Source organism: Pseudomonas sp. TCU-HL1, assembly GCF_001708505.1.
GTDB lineage: Bacteria > Pseudomonadota > Gammaproteobacteria > Pseudomonadales > Pseudomonadaceae > Metapseudomonas.
This window is the reverse complement of the sequence record NZ_CP015992.1, coordinates 446555-468633: the sequence shown is the minus strand read 5'-3', so window position 1 is coordinate 468633 and position 22079 is coordinate 446555. Positions and strand designations below refer to the sequence as shown.

23 protein-coding genes and 1 pseudogene are annotated in these 22079 nt (G+C 59.8%); 13 read left to right on the top strand and 11 right to left on the bottom strand.

Going from position 1 to position 22079, the window contains the following annotated elements; translation table 11 throughout:
- Nucleotides 1–104: 104 nt before the first annotated feature.
- A pseudogene (locus tag THL1_RS02120) lies at nt 105–545 on the bottom strand (response regulator); the annotation flags it as partial.
- A 245-nt stretch (nt 546–790) separates the two neighbouring features.
- On the opposite strand from THL1_RS02120, the gene THL1_RS02115 reads away from it, so the two are divergent.
- From THL1_RS02115 to THL1_RS02105, 3 genes are all read left to right on the top strand, one after another.
- The gene (locus tag THL1_RS02115; RefSeq protein ID WP_069081736.1) at nt 791–2725 is read left to right on the top strand and encodes a putative nucleotidyltransferase substrate binding domain-containing protein; all 1935 of its coding nucleotides are present in this window, start codon (nt 791–793) and stop codon (nt 2723–2725) included.
- Nucleotides 2722–3426, top strand: coding sequence for a 3'-5' exonuclease (locus tag THL1_RS02110; protein WP_069081735.1), 705 nt, complete (start codon nt 2722–2724; stop codon nt 3424–3426). The genes THL1_RS02115 and THL1_RS02110 overlap by 4 nt, the downstream gene beginning before the upstream one ends.
- 96 nt (nt 3427–3522) lie before the next feature.
- Nucleotides 3523–4146 (top strand): glutathione S-transferase family protein, encoded by a 624-nt coding sequence (locus THL1_RS02105; protein WP_069081734.1) that lies wholly within the window; start codon nt 3523–3525, stop codon nt 4144–4146.
- A gap of 107 nt (nt 4147–4253) precedes the next feature.
- On the opposite strand, the gene creD is transcribed toward THL1_RS02105, so the two are convergent.
- The 6 genes from creD to THL1_RS02075 form a co-directional block, all read right to left on the bottom strand.
- The gene (gene creD / locus THL1_RS02100) at nt 4254–5603 is read right to left on the bottom strand and encodes a cell envelope integrity protein CreD (protein WP_069081733.1); all 1350 of its coding nucleotides are present in this window, start codon (nt 5601–5603) and stop codon (nt 4254–4256) included.
- Nucleotides 5604–5843: 240 nt separating this feature from the next.
- Entirely contained in the window at nt 5844–6278 is a 435-nt protein-coding gene (locus tag THL1_RS02095) for a CBS domain-containing protein (protein ID WP_069081732.1), read from the bottom strand.
- A 186-nt stretch (nt 6279–6464) separates the two neighbouring features.
- Nucleotides 6465–7895, bottom strand: coding sequence for a two-component system sensor histidine kinase CreC (gene creC, locus THL1_RS02090; RefSeq protein WP_069081731.1), 1431 nt, complete (start codon nt 7893–7895; stop codon nt 6465–6467).
- Nucleotides 7895–8581, bottom strand: a complete 687-nt coding sequence (gene creB, locus THL1_RS02085; RefSeq protein WP_069081730.1) for a two-component system response regulator CreB — start codon at nt 8579–8581, stop codon at nt 7895–7897. Before creB ends, creC begins: the two co-directional genes overlap by 1 nt.
- A gap of 59 nt (nt 8582–8640) precedes the next feature.
- A complete protein-coding gene (locus THL1_RS02080) occupies nt 8641–9153 on the bottom strand; it encodes an ATP-dependent zinc protease (RefSeq protein ID WP_069081729.1) in 513 nt (170 codons plus the stop codon).
- A gap of 62 nt (nt 9154–9215) precedes the next feature.
- A complete protein-coding gene (locus THL1_RS02075; protein WP_069081728.1) occupies nt 9216–10454 on the bottom strand; it encodes an HD-GYP domain-containing protein in 1239 nt (412 codons plus the stop codon).
- Between the two features lie 153 nt (nt 10455–10607).
- Between THL1_RS02075 and THL1_RS02070 the strand changes: the two genes are divergently transcribed.
- A complete protein-coding gene (locus tag THL1_RS02070) occupies nt 10608–11507 on the top strand; it encodes an acyltransferase (RefSeq protein WP_069081727.1) in 900 nt (299 codons plus the stop codon).
- Nucleotides 11508–11525: 18 nt separating this feature from the next.
- On the opposite strand, the gene THL1_RS02065 is transcribed toward THL1_RS02070, so the two are convergent.
- Nucleotides 11526–12203 (bottom strand): DUF2780 domain-containing protein, encoded by a 678-nt coding sequence (locus THL1_RS02065; RefSeq protein WP_069081726.1) that lies wholly within the window; start codon nt 12201–12203, stop codon nt 11526–11528.
- 317 nt (nt 12204–12520) lie between these two features.
- Nucleotides 12521–13048 carry a glutathione S-transferase family protein gene (locus THL1_RS02060; protein ID WP_237234757.1) on the bottom strand — a complete coding sequence of 176 codons (528 nt, stop codon included), beginning with the start codon at nt 13046–13048 and terminating at the stop codon, nt 12521–12523.
- A 361-nt stretch (nt 13049–13409) separates the two neighbouring features.
- Between THL1_RS02060 and THL1_RS28645 the strand changes: the two genes are divergently transcribed.
- From THL1_RS28645 to THL1_RS30955, 9 genes are all read left to right on the top strand, one after another.
- Nucleotides 13410–13724, top strand: a complete 315-nt coding sequence (locus tag THL1_RS28645) for a ferredoxin family protein (protein WP_335721235.1) — start codon at nt 13410–13412, stop codon at nt 13722–13724.
- A 31-nt stretch (nt 13725–13755) separates the two neighbouring features.
- Nucleotides 13756–14796 (top strand): iron-containing redox enzyme family protein, encoded by a 1041-nt coding sequence (locus THL1_RS02055; protein WP_069081725.1) that lies wholly within the window; start codon nt 13756–13758, stop codon nt 14794–14796.
- 12 nt (nt 14797–14808) lie between these two features.
- Entirely contained in the window at nt 14809–15495 is a 687-nt protein-coding gene (locus THL1_RS02050; protein WP_069081724.1) for a 2OG-Fe dioxygenase family protein, read from the top strand.
- Between the two features lie 17 nt (nt 15496–15512).
- A complete protein-coding gene (locus tag THL1_RS02045) occupies nt 15513–16316 on the top strand; it encodes a ThiF family adenylyltransferase (RefSeq protein ID WP_069081723.1) in 804 nt (267 codons plus the stop codon).
- Between the two features lie 41 nt (nt 16317–16357).
- On the top strand, nt 16358–17416 hold the full coding sequence (locus THL1_RS02040) for a pyridoxal phosphate-dependent aminotransferase (protein WP_237234756.1): 1059 nt from the start codon (nt 16358–16360) through the stop codon (nt 17414–17416).
- Between the two features lie 20 nt (nt 17417–17436).
- Entirely contained in the window at nt 17437–18369 is a 933-nt protein-coding gene (argC, locus tag THL1_RS02035) for an N-acetyl-gamma-glutamyl-phosphate reductase (RefSeq protein ID WP_237234755.1), read from the top strand.
- Nucleotides 18370–18379: 10 nt separating this feature from the next.
- Nucleotides 18380–19240: a diaminopimelate epimerase gene (gene dapF, locus THL1_RS02030; protein ID WP_069081721.1), complete on the top strand. Its 861-nt coding sequence runs from the start codon at nt 18380–18382 to the stop codon at nt 19238–19240.
- Nucleotides 19230–19760, top strand: a complete 531-nt coding sequence (locus tag THL1_RS02025; RefSeq protein WP_069081720.1) for a GNAT family N-acetyltransferase — start codon at nt 19230–19232, stop codon at nt 19758–19760. Before dapF ends, THL1_RS02025 begins: the two co-directional genes overlap by 11 nt.
- 208 nt (nt 19761–19968) lie before the next feature.
- Nucleotides 19969–20586 (top strand): autoinducer binding domain-containing protein, encoded by a 618-nt coding sequence (locus THL1_RS30955; RefSeq protein ID WP_083245791.1) that lies wholly within the window; start codon nt 19969–19971, stop codon nt 20584–20586.
- A gap of 59 nt (nt 20587–20645) precedes the next feature.
- Here THL1_RS30955 and THL1_RS31540 read toward each other — a convergent pair whose 3' ends face one another.
- Together THL1_RS31540 and THL1_RS02015 are read right to left on the bottom strand one after the other, a co-directional pair.
- On the bottom strand, nt 20646–20813 hold the full coding sequence (locus THL1_RS31540) for a hypothetical protein (RefSeq protein WP_422662523.1): 168 nt from the start codon (nt 20811–20813) through the stop codon (nt 20646–20648).
- Between the two features lie 154 nt (nt 20814–20967).
- Nucleotides 20968–21942, bottom strand: a complete 975-nt coding sequence (locus THL1_RS02015) for an IS110 family transposase (protein WP_069081544.1) — start codon at nt 21940–21942, stop codon at nt 20968–20970.
- Nucleotides 21943–22079: the final 137 nt, after the last annotated feature.

Below are 22079 nucleotides of genomic sequence, written 5' to 3'. Positions count from 1 at the left end.
TGTCCCTGGCGGTTCCTTCAAGCGCTTTTCAGCGCGATGACTTTCGCTTTGGTTTTCGCTTTCGCCGGCCTGGGTCGCACCTCCGGTGGAGGGGCCTTAGGTTCCGGCGGGGTGCCTAGTTCATTGCGCACGAGGTTGGTGAACCGTGTCATGTCCACCGGTTTGAGGAGGAAGTCCACCACCTTCATGTGCATTGCCTCGATGGCATCCCGCACGTCGGCGTCGCCGGACACGATGATCACCGGCAGGCTCGCTCGGGCCGACTGGCGCACCTGGCGCACCAACTCGAGGCCGCTGCCGCATTGCATGTGCAGTTCGGTGATCATCAGGCCGATGGAGGGTCGGGTAACCAGCAGTGCCAGGGCCTGTTCGCCGCTGTCCGCGGTGATGCACGGAATCCCCTGGGCCACCAGTGCATCGGCCAAGGCATCGCGTCCGGATTCGTCGTCATCCACCAGCAGAACGCTGGGCGGCGCACTGGGCACGCGCATGATTTCATCAAGCGCTTGCAGTTCGGCCTCGCTCAGCAGGTCACCGTAACTCATGGGGTCGTCCTCGAAGGGGCCTTCCCTAGCAGGCCCAGCTCCCCTCGCTAATAAGCTTTAGCACGGGGCACGCTGGTCGGATGCAAAAAATGCAGGCAAGTTCCCGTGCGGAGCGCATCTTCCGCCGAACGGTCGCACCGGTCGTCGCCTCCAGCCCCTTGCCGGCTTTTAGACTTACGTCCAATTTGAGTCACCGGCTGTCACGCGCAGCATGAACCCTCTAACAAGAACCAGCAGGCAGGTCCATGAACAAGGCAGATGCCTTTGCCCAGGCCGGCAAGCAGGCGGTCATGCAGAACATCCACGGCACCATGGAGTTCCTGCAGAAGTACCCGCCCTTCAACCAGATGGAAAGCGCCCACCTCGCCTTCCTCGTCGAACACTGCCTGCTGCGCTTCTATGCCGCTGGCGAGTCCATCATCAAACCCCAGGACGGGCCGGTAGAGCACTTCTACATCGTCAAGCAGGGGCGGGTGGTGGGGGAACGCCCGCATTCGGCCAGACGTGGCACCGAGACCACGTTCGAGATCGCCCGCGGCGAGTGCTTTCCGCTGGCCGCGCTGCTGGGCGAGCGCGCCACCCGCACCGAGCACCTGGCCGGCGAAGACACCTTCTGCCTGCTGCTGGGCAAGGCGGCCTTCGCCAAGCTCTTCGCCCTGTCCAACGCCTTCCGCGACTTCGCCCTGCGCGGGGTCAGCAGCCTGCTCGACCAGGTTAACCAGCAAGTGCAGCTGCGCGCGGTGGAAACCCTGGGCGCGCAGTACTCCCTGGATACCCGCCTGGGCGAACTAGCGGTGCGCCAGCCCATCGCCTGCCGGCCGGAACTGCCCCTGCGCGATGCCGTGCGGCTGATGCACGAGCAGCAGGTCGGCAGCATCGTGATAGTCGATGCCGGGCAGCGCCCATTGGGCATCTTCACCCTGCGTGACCTACGCCGGGTGATCGCCGACGCCAGCGCCGACCTCGCCCAGCCCATCGCCGAAATCATGACCCAGGCGCCCTTCCACCTGCCGCCTGAAGCCAGCGCCTTCGACGCCGCGCTGGCCATGACCGAGCGGCACATCGCCCACGTCTGCGTGGTCAGTGGCGAGCGCCTGCTGGGGGTGGTCTCCGAGCGCGACCTGTTTTCGCTGCAGCGGGTCGACCTGGTGCACTTGGCGCGGACCATCCGCCACGCGGGGCGGGTCGAGACCCTGGCGGCCCTGCGCGGCGAAATCCAGCGCCTGGTGGACAGCATGCTGGCCCACGGCGCCAGCTCCACCCAGATCACCCGCATCATCACCCTGCTCAACGACCACACCGTGTGCCGGGTGATCGAGCTGACGATCGAGGAAATGGGCGACCCGGGCATCCCCTTCACCTGGCTGTGCTTCGGCAGCGAAGGGCGCTGCGAGCAGACCCTGCACACCGATCAGGACAACGGCATCCTCTTCGAGGCAGCCGACGCGGTGGAAGCGGCCTCCATTCGCGGGCGCCTGCTGCCGCTGGCCGAACGCATCAACCAGTCCCTGGCGCAGTGCGGCTTCGAGCTGTGCAAGGGCGGCATCATGGCGAGCAACCCGCAGCTCTGCCTGTCGCGCAGCGAATGGAGCCGGCGCTTCGCCAGCTTCGTCCGCGAGGCGACGCCGGAAAACCTGCTGGGCTCCTCCATTTACTTCGACCTGCGCGCCGTCTGGGGTCCCCCCGAAGGCTGCGAGGCGTTGCAGCGGGAGCTGCTGGTCCTGGTGGCCGACAACAGCCTGTTCCAGCGCATGCTGGCCGATAACGCCCTACGCCAGCGCCCGCCGGTGGGGCGATTCCGTGATTTCGTGGTGGCCCGCAAAGGCGCCGAGAAAGATACCCTCGATCTCAAGGTGCAGGGCCTGACGCCCTTCGTCGACGGCGCCCGGCTGCTCGCGCTGGCCCACGGCATCAGTGCCTGCGGCACCTTGGAGCGCCTGCGCCAACTGGTGGAACGGGAAGTGGTGGACGCCCAGGACGGCGCTGCCTATGAAGAGGCCTACCACTTCATCCAGCAGACCCGCATGCAGCAGCACCAGCACCAGGCGCGGCAAGGGCTGCCGTACTCCAATCGGCTCGATCCGGACACCCTCAACCACCTGGACCGGCGCATCCTGCGCGAGTCCTTCCGTCAGGCCCAGCGCCTGCAATCCAGCCTGGCGCTACGTTATCAGCTATGAACGGTTTTCCCTGGTTCTCCCGCCGCACGCCACTGGACCCGGTCATCGCTGCCCGCCGCGATGACCTGCCCGAGCCCCTGCCACTGGACGAACGCCCCCTGCGGGAACAGCGCTTCGTGGTCCTGGACCTGGAAACCAGCGGCCTGAACATGAGCCGCGACCTGGTGCTGTCCATCGGCGCGGTGAGCATCGACGACGGCGCCATCGACCTCGGCAATCCGTTCGAGTGCACCCTGCAGCGCGACACCGGCAAGCTCAGCTCCAGCGTGCTGATCCACGGTATCGCCCCCAGTGAACTGGCGGCTGGCGTGGCGCCGGCCGAAGCCCTGCTGGGGTTCATGGAGTTCCTTGGCGACAGCCCGCTGCTGGCCTTCCATGCCACCTTCGACCAGCGCATGCTGAGCCGCGCCCTCAAGCAGGACCTCGACTACCGCCTGCGCCACTGCTTCCTCGACATCGCCGAACTGGCGCCGATGCTCTGCCCCGAAGCCGGCATACGCAACGGCGGCCTGGATGAATGGGTGGACTACTTCGGCCTGCAGGTCCAGCAACGCCACAACGCCAGCGCCGATGCCCTGGTCACCGCCGAGATCACCCTGATCCTGTTCAGCCGCGCCCGCCGCCACGGCCTGGAAAGCCCTGCCGCGCTGGCCTCCGAACTGGCCCGCTGGCAACGCCGGCAACACGCGCCCGCGCTCTGAAGCTAGCCTCCCGGCCAAAGCCCCCCCGTCTGCCCGGCGGCAATCCAATGCGGTATAACTGCGCCATTGCACCATCGCAGCCGCCGAGGACTCCGCATGAGCGCCAGCCTGACCTTGTTCTTCTCCCCCACGTCCCCGTATGTCCGCAAGGTCATGGTGTTGCTCCACGAGACCGGCCAACTGGACGCGGTCAGCCTCCATGGCGTGACCCTGACCCCAGTGAACCCCAGTGCCGAGGTGAACGAGCACAACCCCGCCGGCAAGATCCCGGCCCTGCAACTGGCCGATGGCAGCGTGTTGCACGACAGCCGCGTGATCCTCGACTACTTCGACCACCAGCACGACGGTGAGCCCCTGATTCCCCGCGACGGTGCCGCGCGCTGGCGGCGACTGACGCTGGCCTCCCTGGCCGACGCGGTGCTGGATGCCTCCATTCTGGTGCGCTACGAAACCTTTCTGCGCCCGGAAGACAAGCGCTGGGACGACTGGGTCCTGGGCCAGTGCGGCAAAATCGACCGCGCCCTGGAAACCTTCGAGCAGGCCGCCGACGAACTCGGTGAGCGTTTCGACGTGGCCGCCATCAGCGCGGCTTGCGCCCTGGGCTACCTGGACTTCCGCATGCCCGGTCTGAACTGGCGTCGCGACTACCCGAAACTGGCCAACTGGTATTCAACCGTCGCCCAGCGTCCTTCGCTGCAGGCCACGGCGCCTGTTCACTGATATCGGGCCTGGGCGGGGCAGGCTGGCGTTGAACAGCCTGCCCAGCGCCAACATCACCAGGCCGAGCAGGAAGCAGCCGCCGAATTCGCCCATCGCCCTGCCCTTCCTCAGTGGCCACTGGCCGGATGGGCACGACCGACGCCGTACCAGTCGAGCTTGCGGGTCAGCACCATCACGCAGGCCAGCAGGCCGAACACCAGCAGGGAACCCATCAGCAGCGCGTAGTCCTCGGCGCTGAGCAGGCCGTAGAGCATCCCGTAGAGCGCCGCAAGCCCCAGAGTAAAACCGCAGCCGCGCACCCAGCTGTGCAGCACATGACTGACGTAGAAGCCCACCAGCGCCACGCAAGCCGACGCAGAGATGGCATAGGCAACGGCGAACTCCAGGTGCTCGGACAGCGACAACAGCAACAGGTAGAAGAACGCCAGGGCCAGGCCCACCAGGCCGTACTGCACCGGGTGCACCGCAAGGCGCTTGAGCACTTCCACCAGGAAGAAGCCGGCGAAGGTCAGGGCAACGAACAGCAGGGCGTATTTGATGGCGCGGTCAGTCTTCAGGTACTGATCCACCGGGTCGACGAAGCTCACGCCAAAGTCGCGGGAGTAGAACGCATTGCACTGCTGCTGGCTCACGCATTCGGCCAGCGCCTCCTGCAGGTTGGTGGCGAAAAAGCTGGTCTGCCAGGTCGCACTGAAGCCCTTGGCGTTGATACTGCGCTCACTGGGCAGGAACTCACCAATGAAGCTCGGGTGCGGCCAGGGCGAACTCAGCTCCACCCGCGAATCACGTCCTACCGGCGTCACGCTCAGGCTGGACGTGCCCTGCAGCTTGAGGTCGAAGGCGAAGTCCAGGCTCTGCCGCACCCCGGCTTGCAGGGCCGCCAGCGGCACATGCACGCCACCGTTGAGCAGGCGATCACCGCTGCCGGGCTGGAAATCCAGGGTCTGGCCGTTGATGTGCAGTTTCAGGGCATTGCCGATACCCCGGATATCGCTGATGCCGACGGCGAGGAAGGGCTGCTCGAAGCGGTAATCCGCCAGGTTGTCGCTAATGCCGTAGTTAGCCGGCACCAAGATCTGCCCACTGATCTGGCTATCGCTCTTGTACAAGCGCGCCTTGTAGATGCCACGGGCGCGCAATTCGGTGTCCACGCTGCCGGTCAGGCTGAAGCGCTCCGGCAGGAAGTACAGCCGGCTGCTGACCTCGCGCTCTTCCAGATGGCGCTGGCCGGTCTGCTCATAGGTCTTCCACTCGCGCACGGTGCGCGTGTAGGGCACCACCAGGATGGGTCCGGTGATCCGCTGGCTGTAGCTGGAGCTCTGGGCGATGTTGGCCAGCCCCCCATCTCGCGCGGACTGGCGCTCGTTGATCAGACCGTCGATCAGCATCAGCGGAATCATCAGTAGCAGCATCAACAGGGCGATGGTGCCCAGCTTGAAACCCAGGGTACGGGTCATGGCGACTCTCCTTGTGTTGGGATGGGAAGAGTCTGGGGAGCGCCCGTGGCGGGGTTATGGGGGGAATGTGGAGATTGTGTGAGGATGGGGTGGTAGCGGATTCAGAGTATTGGCTTGTTTGTGGGAGCGAATTCATTCGCGAAAGGGATGCGCAGCTTCCCCAAATGTATCAGGGCAGGCTTTGCCCGCCATCGCGAATGAATTCGCTCCCACAGGTTTTTCCTGATCGGGAAGCGTTGCCTACGCCCCGCGAATGTACTGCTCCAGATGATGGATCAGGCTTTCCTGTTCGGCGGTGATATCGCGTACCAGGTCGCGGATGGAGAGCAGCCCCACCAGCTTGCCGTCCTGCAACACGGGCAAATGGCGCAGGTTCTTCTCGGTCATCAGCTGCATGCAGTACTGGTTGCTATCACGCGGGGTCACCACGAAAAGGTTGGAGGTCATCACCTCTTCGATGGTGGTGGCGTAGGCGGAGCGTTCCAGTGCGGCGACGCGGCGCACGAAGTCACGCTCGGTGACGATGCCGACCAGCTCCCCGCCCTGCATCACCACCAACGCACCAATATCCTTGTCGGCCATCAACAGGGCAGCTTCCAGAACGGTGGTGGTGGGCTCGACGCTGAACAGCTGGGTGTGGGATTTGGCTCTGAGAATCTCGGCGACTGTTTTCATCCGGCAGCTCCTGAAGGGCCTGTGTTTCTTGTAGTCGAAGCTCGGCGCTGTGCAAAAGGGCCGCATCAAGAATCAAGCCAAAATCGGGTTACAGGGTCGCGACGCCCGCCAAAAGTCAGGGCGCCGTCCTGATCAATTTATAGCCGAAGGCCAGTGCGGCCGGCGTCGCCGGGCGGCGGCCGCATGTCAATCCGCGACGAAGGGAAGTCGCAGACAGGCTTCCACGCCGCCTTCGCGATTGGTCACCTGCAGATGTCCACCATGGAGCCCGGCCACCTCCTGCACGAAATTGAGGCCGAGCCCCGTGCTCTTGCGCCCCGTTGCAGGGCGCGGCAGGGAGTAGAAGCGTTCAGTAAGACGCGGCAGGGCGAACGCGGGGATGGGCTCGCCCCGGTTGAACAGGCGCAGTTCCAGCCAGCTGCCTTCGCGCACCGCGTCCAGCCACAGCAGGCCGCCGGGCGGGGTGAAATCCAGGGCGTTGTCCAGCAGGTTGGCCAGGGCCTGGCTGAGCAGGAAACGCTCGCCGACTGCGCACGATCCTGGTGCGATCCGGTTCTCCACATTGATGCCGGTCCTCTCGATACGCGCCGCCTGTGCTTGCAGCAGCTCCTCGGCCAGTTCACGAAGCGGCACCGCCACACGCTCTTCCAGGCCCTGTCGCTGTTCCACCTGGGCCAGATTGAGCAGGCGCTCGATCAGTTGCTGCAGGCGCGCACCTTCGTTGCCGATATTGGCCACGAAACGCTGTCGCTGTTCGGCCGGCATCTCGCCTTCCAGCAACTCGGCGGCGCCACGAATGGCTGCCAGCGGACTCTTCAGTTCGTGGGTCAGGGTGTGTACGTAGCGCTCGACGTAGGCCTTGCCTTCCAGCTGGGTACGCATGCGCTCCACCGCAATCGCCAGTTGCCGCAGCTCGCCGCCGCTCATGCCTGGCAGCTCGGCGCGCTGGCCTTCGCTCACCGCCTGGGCATAGTCGCGAAGGCGACGCAGCGAGCGGCTGAGCCACCAGGAGAGCAAGCCGCCCACCAGCAGACCCAGGCCGATCAACCCGGCACCGAGCCAGGCCAGACGCCGCTGCGAACGTTCGATGTAGGGCTGCAGCGAGGCGTTGGGCTTGGCTACCGAGACGACGCCGATGATGCGGTCGCCATCGCGAATGGGGGCGGCCACGTACATGACCGAGGAATCCGGGTCATTCGGGTCTTCCCGGCTGGAGCGGGCGCCGTACTGGCCGCGCAGCGTCAGGTAGACGTCGTTCCAGCGCGAGTAATCCTGGCCCACCGCCGCGCCACTGGAGTCCAGCAGCACCACACCACGGGCATCAGTGACATAGATGCGGTGGTTGACCCGCGTCTTGCGCACGCCCCAGATATCCGCCCCCGGCTGGCGCTCGCCGTAGGCACCCAGCAGCTCGGGCAGGCGGCCCTGGTTCAGGGTGCCGGCGCGCACGTCGTCATGGAGGATTTCCGCCAGCAGGTTGGCGGTGTCCACCAGCGTCTCCTCGGTGGACTGCCGCACGCCGGGGCGGATTTCATCCATCACCGTGCTGAGCACGAACCAGCCGGCCAGCCCGACGAAGAGGAAGTAGACCAGGAAGATGCGAATGCCCAGAGGCATCAGGCGTGGCCCGGTGAGTAGCTGTAGCCCAGGCCTCGATGGGTCTGGATGGGTTCGGCGGCCGGCGCCACCTGGCGCAGCTTGGCGCGCAGGCTCTTGATGTGGCTGTCGATATTGCGCTCGTAGCCGGCGTCGGCGGCCACGCCCAGGGCATCCAGCAATTGTTCGCGGCTGAGCACCCGTTCGGGCTTCGCCAGCAGGGCCTGGAGCAGGCGGAACTCGTGGCGCGTCAGACCGAGGAGCTGGCCGTGGTAGAGGATGCGTACACGCTCGGCGTCGACCTGGAAGACCCCGTTGGCGGCGGGTACAGGTGCCGACTCGCGGGGCGCCGTGCGCTTGAGGATGGCACGCACCCGCGCGGCCACTTCGCGGGGGCTGAAGGGTTTCACCACGTAGTCATCCGCGCCTATCTCCAGACCCACCACCCGGTCGATCTCGGCATTGCGTGCGGTGAGGAACAGCACCGGCACCTCGGAGAAACGCCGCAGCGCCTTGCACAGCTCGAAGCCGCTGGTGTCCGGAAGGCCGACGTCGAGTATCACCAGGTCCACCGGCTGCTGGCGCAACAGCTCCAGCGCCGGACCGCCAAGGCTCAGCCAGGTGGTGGCATTGCCGTCGGCTTCGAGCGCGTAGACCAGGGTGTCGGCGATGGCGGATTCATCTTCGACGATGAGGATGTGCGGCATGGGCGTCCCGGCTCATGGAGGTGACAGGGGAAAGTGCCGCAGGGCCCTCTCCCCGTCAATCAGCACTGAGGCTTGCCGGCAGTGAACTTGCGTCCAGCGTAGACGGCGGCCTTGAACTCGCGCAGGGCCTTGGCGCCGATCAGCAGCGGGTAGTTGAAGCTGGAGCGGTCGGTGAGGTTGACCTCCACCGTACGCTTGACGCCGCCCAGGCACATTTCCATGTCCACCACCGGACGCTTGGAAATCTCCGCCGAGGGGGCCTCGTCTTCTTCGCCCAACTCATCGGCGCGGTTCTTGATCTTGCTGATGCGCGACAGACGGTGCTCGTACAGCGTCTCATCCGCACTCTTGGTGGCCAGGCGGAAGCGCACCCATTCCTCGCCGTCGCGCTTGAACAGTTCGATGTCCTTGGCCGAGAGCGAGGCGGTCAGGGCGCCGGTGTCCATCTTGGCCTTGAGGGTCTGGCCGATCTCCGGCAGACGCACGTATTCATAGCGGCCGTAGAGGGTGGGTTCCTGGGCGGCCATCGCGGGCAGTGCCACCAGGGCAAGCAGGGCAATCAGGGGTTTCAACGCAGCATCTCCTGGTTGAGGGGTACGGTTCTGGGACTGGCCTGACGGCCAATGGTTCGAATTCAGTCGAAGATGGAGCCGCGCCCCGTTGTCACGCCGCTCCAGAGTTCATCGAGTTGCTTGAAACCCCACTCCTCCGGAGACTCGCGGCTCAGGATGCGGTCGCCCCTGGACAGGTCGACCACCTCCTGGGGAATGGGCCCCCTGGAGAGCGCCGAAAAGAACACTTTCACCCAGGGCGTGAGCAACGAGGAGGGGTGCTGCTCCAGCACCACGCCGAGACGGCCGCTCTCCAAACGGACCAGCGAGCCGGTGGGGTAGATGCCAACGGATTTGACGAAGGCTTGGAACAGCAGGGGGTCGAAGTGGCCCTTGGTCCATTCGGCCATCTTGCGCAGCGCTTCGGCAGGGCTCCAGCCCTTCTTGTAGGGGCGGTCAGAGGTGATGGCGTCGTACACGTCGCAGATCGCCCCCATGCGCGCCAGCAGGCTGATCTTCTCGCCCGCCAGACGGTGCGGGTAGCCCGAGCCGTCGTACTTCTCATGGTGGTGCAGGCAGACGTCCAATATGGCAGCGCTGACCTGGCGGCTGTCCAGCAGGATGCGAGCCCCGGCCGTGGGGTGCTTGCGCATCTCGATGAACTCGCCGTCGGTGAGCTTGCCCGGTTTGTTCAGCAACTCCAGCGGCACGGCCATCTTGCCGATGTCGTGGAGCAGGCCTGCCAGACCTGCCTCGCGCACCTGCTCCTCATCCATCCTGAGTTGGCGCGCCAGGGCAACCATCAGGGCGCAGACGGCTACCGAGTGCATGTAGGTGTATTCGTCACTGGTTTTCAGCCGCGCCAGGCTGATCAGGGCATTGGGATGGCGGATCACCGATTCGGTGATCTGCTCCACCAGGGCTTCGGCCTGGGCCACCTCCACCGCGTGGCCGAGCCGGGCGTCGTTGAACATCGCCACCAGCGCCTGCTTGGAGCGGGCGCACAGGCGCAGGGCGCGGCCCACTTCTTCGTCCAGGCTGACGGGCTCGACTCTTTCGGCCAGGGGCTGCTGCTGCGCCGACTGCAGCTGGCTCTCGGCCTGGGCATCGACCTGCTCGGCGCTTTCCCCCGCGTCCACGTCCAGCCCCTTGGCGGTGTCGATCCAGACCTCGCCCACGGCGCTGTCCTGGATACGTTGCAGGTCCTTGCCGCTGGCGAGGAGGAAGCTGGTTTTCCAGAACGGATGGTCCATCCAGGAGCCGCACAGTTCCTGAATGTACATGCCGATCCGCAGATCAGTGACGGCTATTCGTTTCAGCACGAGAAGTTCGCAAGGCAGGCGATATCAGGGCGACAGCATAATCCACCCCGGCACGGCACATACAGGCGCCCGTATCCCGGGCCGACCGCTCGTCGCATCGGCGGTGACTGAGTATCATGACCCGCACACCAGAGGACGAGGAGCCGAAGACCCATGCGGCCACTGCTGACCGGAATCGCCACCACCCTGCTGCTGTTGCTCAACACCCTGATCCTGATCGGCCCGATGCTGGCCATCGCCCTACTCAAGTTCATCCTGCCCGGCCAGCCACTGCGCGATGCCTGCTCGCGTGGCGTGATGTGGATCGCCGAAACCTGGGCGGAAAACTGCAAGCGCGTCTTCTCCCTGCTGACCCCCACCCACTGGGACATCCGTGGCGGCGAGGGCCTGCGCAGCGACACCTCCTACCTGGTCATCAGCAACCACCAGACCTGGGTGGACATTCCCGCGCTGGTCCAGGCCTTCAACCGCAAGGCGCCCTACTTCAAGTTCTTCCTGAAGAAGGAACTGATCTGGGTGCCGTTCCTCGGCCTGGCCTTCTGGGCGCTCGACTATCCCTTCATGAAGCGCCACAGCAAGGCCTTCCTCGAAAAGCACCCGGAGATGAAAGGCAAGGACCTGGAGATCACCAAGGCCGCCTGTGAGAAGTTCAAGCGCCTGCCGGTGACCGTGGTGAACTACCTCGAAGGCACGCGCTTTACCCCTGCCAAGCATGCCAGGCAGGGCTCGCCTTACCGGCACCTGCTGAAACCCAAGGCCGGCGGCGTGGCCTTCGTGCTGGCAGTGCTAGGTGAACAGCTGGATGCCATCCTCGACGTCACCCTCGTTTACCCCGGCAAGGGCGTGCCCGGTTTCTGGGCGCTGCTGTCCGGCCGGGTGCCACGGGTGATCATGGACATCCGCACGCGCGAACTGGACCCGGCCCTGTGGCAGGGTGATTACGAGAACGACGGGGAATTCCGCCAGTACGTGCAGACCTGGGTCAGCCAGCTCTGGCAAGAGAAGGATGCGCGCATCAGCCAATTGCGCGGGGAACTGGGCGAGGCCCGCTGAGCAGGCCTCGAACGGGGCTCAGGTCGACAGGCCGTTCACCGGCGCCGGCTGCACGGGCATCTGCTGTACCGGGGTCTGCTGCACGGGCGCCTGCTGCAATCCCGGAGTCACTGGCGGAATGGTCCACTTCCACAGATTGCCCAGGCTTTCCAGCAGGTTGTTGGCCAGACCCTGCTGGCCCAGGAAGGACAGGATCAGCGGCGCAAACTGCCCGATCAGACCGCTATCCATGCCCAGCGAACCGAATGCCTGACCGACGTCGGCCATGCTGTTCATCGGCTGCCCCGCCAGCACGCCCGGCGAACTGCCCAGCGCCCCCGTATTGCCCGCCTGCTGTCCAAGCAGTCCGCCGATGCTGCTGAGCAGGCCCCGGGTATTGGGGTCGGTGAGCACACCAACGCCTGGCACCGCCTGGTCGAGTTGCGCGAACTGGTCAGCAGGCAGGTTGTTGCGCGCCAGGCCGAAGAGCGCGGCCGCGCCGCCCAGGGCCTGTTCCGGGGTGATCTGCAACTGGCCGCCCAACTGCTCCAGCAACGCCGCCGATTCCGCGGGCGCAATACCCGGCGCCTGCTCCTCCCGGCTGCCCGCACCACTGGCAGCAGCGGCGGCGACGACATCGCCCAGAGTAACGGCGAACACCGGGCTGGCAGCCAGGCTGAGCAGGGCGGCCAGGGTCAGGCTTCGGGGAATGTGCATAGGTCGACCTCAAGGAAAAGTCCGCGCCGGAACACTACGTACCGGACTGTGAGCGGAGACTCGGCGTTATGACTGCGGCACCAGGGTCGGTGTTCCCGGCAGTCCGTCGGTTCGACGCAACGTCGACCTGAGACCCGCCTGGAGGGAGCGCGTTCGTTCGCCAAGGCCGGTACGGCAAACCCCACTCGCCCCCACAAGGCAGACCTTCGGTCCGCTTGGCAAGAGAATTGGCCCCTACGACAAGTCCGCCGACCGACCCGCGTGCCACACACCCAAAAATACCGATCGGCCCCAGCGCATAGAGCCCGGCTGAATGATCAAGCGAACAGGCTCAGATCAATACCTTCGGTAGCCAACGCTCGTCGAACAGCCGGTCGCTCGACGACAAGACGAATGGTTTGGGCCCACACCGGATACTCTCCGTTCATATCCAGATTGATCCATTTGCCCCAAAGCCAGAACACCAGAAGCACGGGATGAACGATGGTGTAGGTTTCAGTGAGGGGCATTGCCTGCAACTGGTGTTCGATGAAGGCGTAGTCCCGCGCGACATTCTTCATTCCCTTGGCCACGACATCGGTAAAGCACGCCGGATCATCAATGACTCGCTGAGGTCTCCAGATCTGGCCGTATGCCAGCGTATGAACGGTACCCGACAACCAGTTCAACCACTCGACGCAACGTGCCAGCGCTCCAGGCTCGCGTGGAACGAGATGGCTTTCGGGATGCTGAAAAGCAAGAAAAAGCAATATGGCCGGCAGTTCGGTCAGGACACCGCTGACGCCACCGATGTTCCCTGAACTTGATTGCAGAGCGGGTACTCGACCTTTGGGGTTGATCGACAAGTACTCAGGTGTCTGGGTCCGACGCCTTTCAATGCAGAACGCAACTCCAGTTCGAAGGGCAACTCCAGTTCTTCCAGTAAAATATGGACCGCCAGCGAACAGGCACCCGGTGAGTAGTAAAGACGGTACATAGGCGTTCCTTTTGATATCCCTGCCGAGGCGAATATTAGCAGCTCTATATAGAAATGCGAAAGTAAGTGTCCGACAGCACGGACAAGTTAACCAGAATATTCGCACCCAAATAAAGGACCAATAGACCCATTCAAGCGCCGCCATACGCCATGCAATAACGAAACTATATCTTTCTACAGGTGACACACTTCCGCCACGACGAAACTATATGTCCACCGGCACCCCTTGAATGACGCACCAGGCAGTGCCGAATCCTGACATGACGAAGGAACGTCTTATGCCATACGTGGTGGCCGCTGAATGCGTATCGTGTAAATCCACGCGCTGTGTCGATGTATGTCCCGTCGATGCATTCCGTGAAGTACCAATGCAATTGGTCATTTGCCCGCACACCTGTATTGAATGCGGTGTGTGCGAACCTGAATGCCCTGTCGACGCTATTCTGCCTCCTGACCTGGCAGACCCCTACTTCATTGACTCGCTGAAAATAAATACGCAACTGGCCAAGTCAGCACCTGCGCTTTGCAAATCTCTAAGAAATTAATTTTAACTAAACACCAACAAGGAATATCCTGATGAACGAAAAAATCATCAACCTGCAGGCGTGGTTAAAAACTGCGTGGGATTCGAAAGAACCATGGTTTTCGGCCAACAACAACCATGCGCAACGCGAGCAACTTTGTCGCGCAGCAAAAAACCTTGCCATCCGCGCCTACAGCGAACAGGACGACCATGCCCTGACACAGCTTCATCAGTGTCTGTCCCTGATCTACCGTCACGAATTCGAATGCACCCAGTTCGACCACATTGATATTGAAGCACGCCCGATACTGAGCGAAATACTATCAATTCTCGAAGACGCCATGCTTCAACATGAGATTCGAGAAATCGGACCGACCAACACACTGGACTATCCAGCACAAGGCACACAGTACGTAAAGTGGTTGAAAAAACTGATCTCACAGTGCCCTTCCAGTGTTCATGAGTTCTACACCGAATTTCTCAGTGAGCGCGCTACCGCCGAAGACTTGAAGTATTACTTGATCCAAGAAACAAATCTGGATCCGCGATTTGACGACATTCTAGCCTTCATGCAAGTCGGACTTCCCGTTGAGCAAAAGATTGAACTCGCCAAAAACTACTTTGACGAGATGGGGAATGGCCAGGCCGCCGAGGTTCATTCCCGAATATTCTTCGAGACACTGGAAGCGGTCGGCGCCACACCCCATGACTTCTCCCGCAACATGCTGACCAACTCGATTGCGTCGGGAAACCTCAGTGCCTGCCTGGTCTTGTCACGACGCCACTTCTATAAGGCCGTTGGGTATTTTGGCGTGACCGAATACCTCGCACCACGTCGCTTCAAACACGTAATAAAAGCCTGGAAGCGCAATAACTTGCCCGTCGATGGCGCGAAGTACCACAACTTGCATATCTACATCGATACCGAACACGCCAATGGTTGGTTCAATAACGTTGTCGCACCACTGGTCGAGCAAGACCCGCGCATCGGCGAAGAGATCGCTAAAGGTGCACTCATGCGCATCAACTCGTCGGCGCGCTACCTCGACGAACTCACGAAAAAACTTTCAACCACCACCCCGCTGACTGTCTGAACGGAGAAGAACATGACTGTGATGGAGCATGATCACCAAATCATCAAACTGGCCCCGTTCAGCAACGAGATTATTGAAAGCTACACGCACCTGGTCGCGGACCCTTACATGGGGAATGCAAACCGATTCAGACGTTTTTCACAGTACCGAATGTCATTCAACGAACGTTGGAGCTTTGAAAAACTCGAACATCGCCCTTACATGACGTTCTCCAAATACAACCCGGTTGCCGGTGGTATCAAGCGATTCTACGAACCTCTGGAAGTTGACTTCACCCCCTATATAGAACAGGCCGCAACCTGCATACCTCTAGATCCTTCACATGACTGGCAAATTAACGTCCATCAATACAGGGTTATCGTCACACCTTCATTGGAAGGTATCACGGTACCTGAGGGGCGCCACCGCGACGGTCATTCTTTCGTGATGATCGGCGTGGTTAAACGTGAGGGCATTCAGGGTGCAGTCATGAAACTCTACAGAACCCCCCAGGATACAACGCCATTTTATGTTGGAACGGTATGGGAAGGTCAGGCTGCCTTATTGAACGACCAGACACTGCTGCACGACGTCACCGAAATAACTGCGCTTGAAGAAACCGGATACCGGGACATCTTCGTGGTCGCATTCTCTCCCTGGGCCGAGCGCTGGCACGGAGAAGAGTTCGAAAACAAAGTAATTGAATCCACAACTGTATAAATACAAGGAATGTCCTGATGGGTAATGAGACCATCTTTAGCCGTGACGTACTTTTCAGTCGCATGATTGGTCTGGTGAGCGAAGCTGACATTCAGACCCTGGAAGGAAAGCGCGTTGCAATTCCGGGCTGTGGTGGAACCGGTTATACCTACGCCGAGTGCTTGGTCCGGATGGGTGTGGGCGCTATCAATATCGCCGATGCCGATACCTTTGGTCCTGAGAACATGAATCGCCAGTTCGGCTGTTCGACCCACACGATTGGCCGAAAGAACTCCGAAGTGCTTACCGAGCGACTCCTTTGCATCAACCCCGCCATCCAAGTGAATAGCGTCGACTTCCTGAGTGAATCCAACGTCGATAAATACCTCGACGGTGTCGACGTAATTTGTGACACCTTGGACTTTTTCGTGATCGAACCCCGTGTACTTCTTTACCAGGAAGCGCGCCGTAGAAATATCCCGGTCGTACTCTGCTGCCCGGTCGCTTTTGGTGTAACGGCGCACATTTTCATGCCCGACGGCATGACCTTCGAAGATTATGCAGGCATTGACCCTCAGGCAAGCGAAGAAAACAAACTGCGAAAATTCGGAGAGTCACTGGCCCCCTCAGCCTTGCACAAACGCTACATTGATTCGCCCCAACTTGATTTTTCTGCCAGGAAAGTCTCGTCACTGAGCGCTACCTGCCTGATGGCAACTTCGTTCGGCTCGATGATTGCGCTGATGCTGTTACTGAAGATGGAATTCCATCTCAAGCCCGTGCCGCACAGCTACGAATTCGACCTGCGGGCAAATGCGTTCAACGAAGTCCAACGCTCATAAACTCATTCAGGGTGATAGCAACGATGGATCGTTCTCACAGCATGCAAGACTGGGTTTTTCGAGAGGCCCTGGGTAACTACGATATCGACTTGGGGGACAGCAATGCCCCCTGCATAACCATTGAACAGTTCCTTCCAGTTGTCGCCAGAACTGCGCTGGATTACGGTACAGATCGCGGCGCCCTGGCGTTGCGAAATAAAGTAGCAGCGCTCTATGGCGTTGATATTTCTTCGATTGGCATTGCACATGGTGTGCAGGAGGCGTTGTACCTCCTTTACCGCACATTATTGCGTCCAGGAGATCATGTCATCACATTCACTCCGGGCTGGAAACAAGCATGGCGAGTCCCCCAGGACATTGCATGTGACGTATCCATACTCGATTACAACCGTGATCTTAAGGTGACCTCGAATGCGATTACCCACGCGCTGACGGCCACTACCAGAGCCATTATTCTGAACAATCCGTGCAACCCGACAGGCAAGAAAATACAACCCGAAGAACTCACGACCATTCTCGATATAGCCCACACACGAGGTATATATGTAATTGTCGACGAGGAGTATCTGGTCGATCCGCGCGAGTCGTTGGCCGGGCGGGCTGTGAATATAATCATCAGTTCAGGGATATCAAAGATCCATGGTGCGCCTGGGCTTCGAATCGGCTGGATATGTGGTGATAAAGCGCTCATTGACAACGCTATGAATTACAAACATTTCACAACCATTTCCAACTCTGTGCTGTGCGAGCGTATCGCTCTTCAGATACTCGAGGAACATGACCACCGAATCCAAGCCTATAAAGAGCTTTGCCAGGCTGGCTTCGAGACACTCGAGCAATGGGCGAAAAATTGTTTCCCAATGATCGAGTTGGTTCCCCCGGAAGATACGCCCTTCTGCTGGGCGCATTTGACCACCTCCGAATCTTCACTGGCCTTCTGCCGCCGGGTACTTGAGAAGGAACGCGTGTTGACCATGCCCGCTGAACTCTTTGGGCAACGTCACGGTATGCGACTGACCTTCGCGCGGCCTCTGGAAGAGCTAAAAGAGGGCTTACAAAGAATAAAAAACCAATTCCGTTTTCCACTCTCGATGTATTAGCCCTATAGCGAACTTTTCAAATGTTGAAAAAAATATTCATTGACGGCGAGCATGGAACTACCGGCCTCAGGATCCGTAGCCAACTTGATACTCACCCCGGGGTGGAAATATTGAGTATTGAGGCGAAATACAAAAAAGACCCTGCAGCCAAACGAGAACTGATGCTCAAGGCTGATATTAGCATACTGTGTTTACCGGACGCGGCTGCGCGGGAGGCGGTTCTGATTGCTCAAGAGACGGCGACCCGAATCATTGATGCCAGTTCATGCCATCGGACGGCAGAGAATTGGATATATGGTTTACCAGAACTTTGCGCAAGCCAACGGCAGCTGATCGCGAACGCACGCCTGGTTACCAACCCCGGCTGTTTTGCAACAGCCGTGATATTGCTGCTCAATCCATTGATCCAACACCAACTGATTGACCGAGAGGCACAGATCTCGATCCATGCTGTCTCCGGCTATTCCGGTGGTGGTAGTACCATGATCGATAAGTACGAGGCCTCTGACAGCACTGGCGATATGCTCTTCTATGGCCTTGAACTCGCACATAAACACCTGCCGGAAATTATTTTCTACACAGGACTGAAAGAGCCCCCGGTGTTCCTTCCCAGCGTTGGGAGTTTCTACCAGGGCATGGTCGTCATGATCCCGCTACATCAGGAACATTTGTCCAGCGCCTTAAATATTTTGCAAACACTGACGTCTTACTATTCCAACGAGCCATTTGTAACTGTCTCCCAAGTGCTGGCCGGATCAACAATCGACACCCAGGTAAAAGTTGGATCCAATACTATCTATTTGCATGTTCTGGCGGACCACTCTTTTTACAAGACTGGTCGACTGATACTACTCGCCAAACTCGACAATCTCGGTAAAGGCGCAGCGACCGCAGCCATTCAAAACATGAACATCATGCTGGCACTTCCGGAAAACCAAGGAATTACATACTAGAGCAATAGACATGGACTTCATAAAATATGCTGCCCAAGGCAATGATTATATTGTCATTGACCCGAATAGAGTAACCCTCCCGATGACGCCAGAGAACATCAAGAAGATCTGCGATCGCAGAACAGGTATTGGTGCCGACGGAATTTTACATAGCCCTCACCTGAAAGGGGGAGGCCTTGGCCTGTTCACTTACAATTCCGACGGTAGTACGTGCGCCAGAAGCGGTAATGGCTTGCGTATTTTCTCTCGCTATCTTATTGACCACGATTACTGCCAATCCAATACCGTACGCATTGCGCTACTTCCAGAAAAGCACCTTGTGGAGGTTCATAAAACCTCCGCGGGCAACCAGTTCGTGGTGAACATGGGAAGTTATTCATTTGAATTCGAAAAGAGCGCATCAACCGGGCAACGTCCAGAGGTGATATTCGATAAGCTGGTCATGCTGGCGGGTCATGAGTTTTCACTGTCCTGCGTGAACATCACAAATCCCTACGGCGTTTTTATTCCTCGCACCGCCAATACCCTTGAACTGTCAACGCTCGTCCCTGAAATTACCGCGCTGGATATCCTGCCCCCGCGTTGCAATCTACTTCTTGCGAAGTCGATTCAGGATAACTGCATAGAACTGACATGCTGGGAGCCTGGAGCGGGGCTTACGCAAGCATCCGGCGGCGGTGCCTGTGCCGCCATGGCCGTGTGCTTCGAAATGGGCTTGGTAGAGGATAGTGCCCTGATCAAGATGCCCGGCGGCAACGTATCGCTGTTTCTGGACCGTGATGGCAGCAGCACATTGATCGGGTCTGTTGCACAGGTGTGTTCCGGTTTCTTCTCGCTTGACTTCGAGAAAACGACTGATCATGCCTACTAATATCCAACTGCGTCCAGCGCTCATGTCGGACCTAGAAGACATTGTTGCGATCTACAATTTTGCAATTGCCGAGGGCAATAGTACCTGCGATGTCTCCCCTATTCCCGCCGAGCAATGGCGTGACTGGCTTGCCGCACATATCGGTAGCCGGCGTCCTGTGTGGGTAGCTGAAGACACCGCTGACGGCCGGATTAAGGCAATCGGCTACCTTGCGCTGTCTTACTTCATGAACGAACGTCCCGGGTACTTCAGAACATCGGATATGGGAGTGTACATACACCCGCAGTATCAAGGAAAGGGCGTGGGCTCCTTGCTGCTGGATTTCGCAATCAATCAGGCTTCAGCGCTGGGTATAGATACATTTGCCACCACTGCTTTTGCACACAATACTGGCAGTATCCGCCTGTTCAAAAAGTTTGGATTCGAGCGCTGGGGCTATTTCCCCAAGGTCGCGAAAGTGAGGAATCAGGACTTTGATCTCATCATGCTGGGTATCCACCTTTCATCGTCTGCGAGCTGAGCAGCCGCCAGTGCTTTAGCACGACGAAATCAATTAAAACCCATCCACCGCACTAAAAATATCTTGTACTGCTCCACAGACTGAACCCAGGTTTTACAACAGCAAATAACAGGACGTTATATGATTTCATCTACTTTGGATCTCTACAACGCTGTCAAAAAAAGGGACACCTCGACCATTGTTGAAACTCTAAAAAAAATCCTTAGCACTGGATTTCGAGTTCATATCCTACCGCTTGCGCTATTCAATACCCATCACCGCCCCCCGCGTTTTCACGTTGAATAACTACCCCGAGGCTTGGAACAAGGAGTACGAGCAGAATAACTATTTCGCATCTGACCCCATTATCAAGCACTGTCTGAGTTCCAATTCCCCAATTACTTGGTCGGAGCAAAGCTTCAGCTCAAACCGGACCCTGTACGAGCATGCAAAGGCATTTGGACTTAGTCATGGATGGACACAGTCCTCTTGGGCAACCCCATGCAGCAAGGGATTCGTTTCGTTATCACGCAGCGCGATCCCTATTTCCAGAAAGGAGCTGGATAGCAAAGAAGCCAGGATGTCATCTCTGGTCAGAGAGGTACACGCCTGCGTATCGGAGGTGCTGATGCCCGCGCACCCTCCACGTCTTCATGAGGCGTTGAGTTTGCGGGAAATAGAGATACTGAAATGGATTGCCGACGGAAAAACCGGAGAAGTCATAGGGCAGTTACTGGGGATAACCGAGCGAACAGTCACCTATCACGCTGTAAGCATCATGCAAAAAATGGATGTCACCAATAGAACAGCTGCCGCAGTCAAAGCGGTCTTGTTAGGCATCATCTGACATTGAGGAGGGTTTGTCGTGGCGCAGTTGATTGGCCTCATCCGCCCGCACGTGGTCGATCACTTCTCGGCCGTATTTGGCCACCTCATGGAACAGGTCGTAGACCACCCAGGCGTTGGGGCACCGCTGGCAGCGGCGGCAACGACATCGCCCAGGGTAACGGCGAACACCGGGCTGGCGGCCAGGCTGAGCAGCGCGGCCAGGGTCAGGCTTCGGGGAATGTGCATAGGTCGACCTCAAGGAAAAGTCCGCGCCGGAACACTACGTACCGGACTGTGAGTGGAGACTCGGCCTTATGACTGCAGCAACCGGGACGGTGTTCCCGGCAGTCCGTCGGTTGCTTGGCGTCGCCCCCGGACATCCCCGTAGATACCGTCTTGTTTAGCCCCGGGCAAGGGCCAGTTGGGCATCGAATGGCTGGCCGGATTTCAGTACGCCATAGGCGATATGCAACAGCTTGCGCATGGCCGCGCAGACGATCTGCTTTCCGGCCTTACCGCGGGCGCGCAGGCGCTGTGCCAGGGCATTGATCGCGGGGTTGTGGGTCATCGAGGTGATCGCCGGCATGTACAGGCCCGCGCGTAGCCGCGCTGAGCCCACACGGGAAATGCGTACGTGCCCTTTATGCTTACCCGAATCCTGTAGCTTCGGATTCAGCCCGGCAAAGGCAGTGATCGCTCGCGCGCTCTCGAACTGCAGCGGATCACCCAGTTCCGCCAGGAGCAGGGCGGCAGTCTGCTCGCCGATACCATCGATGCTGGTCAGCAGATCGCGTTTACCCCGCAGGTCTGGATCATCATCGATATGGTCGCGGATGGTTTTCAGGGTCTCGGCAATCTGCTCTTCGACACGCTGCAGCACTGAGTGAATCGACTCTTGCACGCTGGCATCGGCCACCCCCAGACGATTGCGCTCCATCTGCTCGATCTCCTTGAGATCCTGCAGGCGCCGCACCAGGGCACGCAGACGGCGGATCGCGGCAGGCTCGGGTTGCCAGGCGCGCAGCTCATCTTGATGGTGCTCGCCGTAGCTGGCAATCAGCTTGGCGTCGACCTGATCCGTCTTGACCCGTTGCAACTGGCTTCGCGCGTAATAGGCAATCTGCGCAGGATTCATCACGCAAATCCGGTAGCCCAGCGCGTAAAAGTGCTCAGCCAGCGCCTCGTGGTAGGTACCCGTCGCCTCCATCACGATCCAGGCCCCAGGTTCGCTGTGCTTGTTCAACCACTCCTGCAACACCTGAAAGCCCTCTGCGGCGTTGATCAGCTTGGCCTTGCTGCGGTACTTGCCGTTGGCCTGCAGGGTGGCGATATCGAAACTGTGCTTGGCAATGTCAATGCCGACGATGCTGGACATGCAACCTCCTCAATCCATCCAGAGTGATCATCACTGCACCCGGCCCGGCCTTGTGAATGCGAGCTCTCACTTGAAGTGGGCTCTAGATACCGTTCGAGCTATCTGAGTGAGTGTGGAGGGCCAGGGCACTATCTACG

Coding starts and splice junctions, on each gene's coding strand:
- THL1_RS02055 (WP_069081725.1), top strand. CDS start 13,756: ATGAACGAAAAAATCATCAACCTGCAGGCGTGGTTAAAAACTGCGTGG.
- THL1_RS31540 (WP_422662523.1), bottom strand. CDS start 20,813: ATGCACATTCCCCGAAGCCTGACCCTGGCCGCGCTGCTCAGCCTGGCC.
- THL1_RS28645 (WP_335721235.1), top strand. CDS start 13,410: ATGACGCACCAGGCAGTGCCGAATCCTGACATGACGAAGGAACGTCTT.
- THL1_RS02040 (WP_237234756.1), top strand. CDS start 16,358: ATGCAAGACTGGGTTTTTCGAGAGGCCCTGGGTAACTACGATATCGAC.
- THL1_RS02050 (WP_069081724.1), top strand. CDS start 14,809: ATGACTGTGATGGAGCATGATCACCAAATCATCAAACTGGCCCCGTTC.
- creB (WP_069081730.1), bottom strand. CDS start 8,581: ATGCCGCACATCCTCATCGTCGAAGATGAATCCGCCATCGCCGACACC.
- THL1_RS02025 (WP_069081720.1), top strand. CDS start 19,230: ATGCCTACTAATATCCAACTGCGTCCAGCGCTCATGTCGGACCTAGAA.
- THL1_RS02045 (WP_069081723.1), top strand. CDS start 15,513: ATGGGTAATGAGACCATCTTTAGCCGTGACGTACTTTTCAGTCGCATG.
- creC (WP_069081731.1), bottom strand. CDS start 7,895: ATGCCTCTGGGCATTCGCATCTTCCTGGTCTACTTCCTCTTCGTCGGG.
- THL1_RS02065 (WP_069081726.1), bottom strand. CDS start 12,203: ATGCACATTCCCCGAAGCCTGACCCTGGCCGCCCTGCTCAGCCTGGCT.
- creD (WP_069081733.1), bottom strand. CDS start 5,603: ATGACCCGTACCCTGGGTTTCAAGCTGGGCACCATCGCCCTGTTGATG.
- THL1_RS02015 (WP_069081544.1), bottom strand. CDS start 21,942: ATGTCCAGCATCGTCGGCATTGACATTGCCAAGCACAGTTTCGATATC.
- THL1_RS02070 (WP_069081727.1), top strand. CDS start 10,608: ATGCGGCCACTGCTGACCGGAATCGCCACCACCCTGCTGCTGTTGCTC.
- THL1_RS02095 (WP_069081732.1), bottom strand. CDS start 6,278: ATGAAAACAGTCGCCGAGATTCTCAGAGCCAAATCCCACACCCAGCTG.
- THL1_RS02110 (WP_069081735.1), top strand. CDS start 2,722: ATGAACGGTTTTCCCTGGTTCTCCCGCCGCACGCCACTGGACCCGGTC.
- argC (WP_237234755.1), top strand. CDS start 17,437: ATGTTGAAAAAAATATTCATTGACGGCGAGCATGGAACTACCGGCCTC.
- THL1_RS02115 (WP_069081736.1), top strand. CDS start 791: ATGAACAAGGCAGATGCCTTTGCCCAGGCCGGCAAGCAGGCGGTCATG.
- THL1_RS02105 (WP_069081734.1), top strand. CDS start 3,523: ATGAGCGCCAGCCTGACCTTGTTCTTCTCCCCCACGTCCCCGTATGTC.
- dapF (WP_069081721.1), top strand. CDS start 18,380: ATGGACTTCATAAAATATGCTGCCCAAGGCAATGATTATATTGTCATT.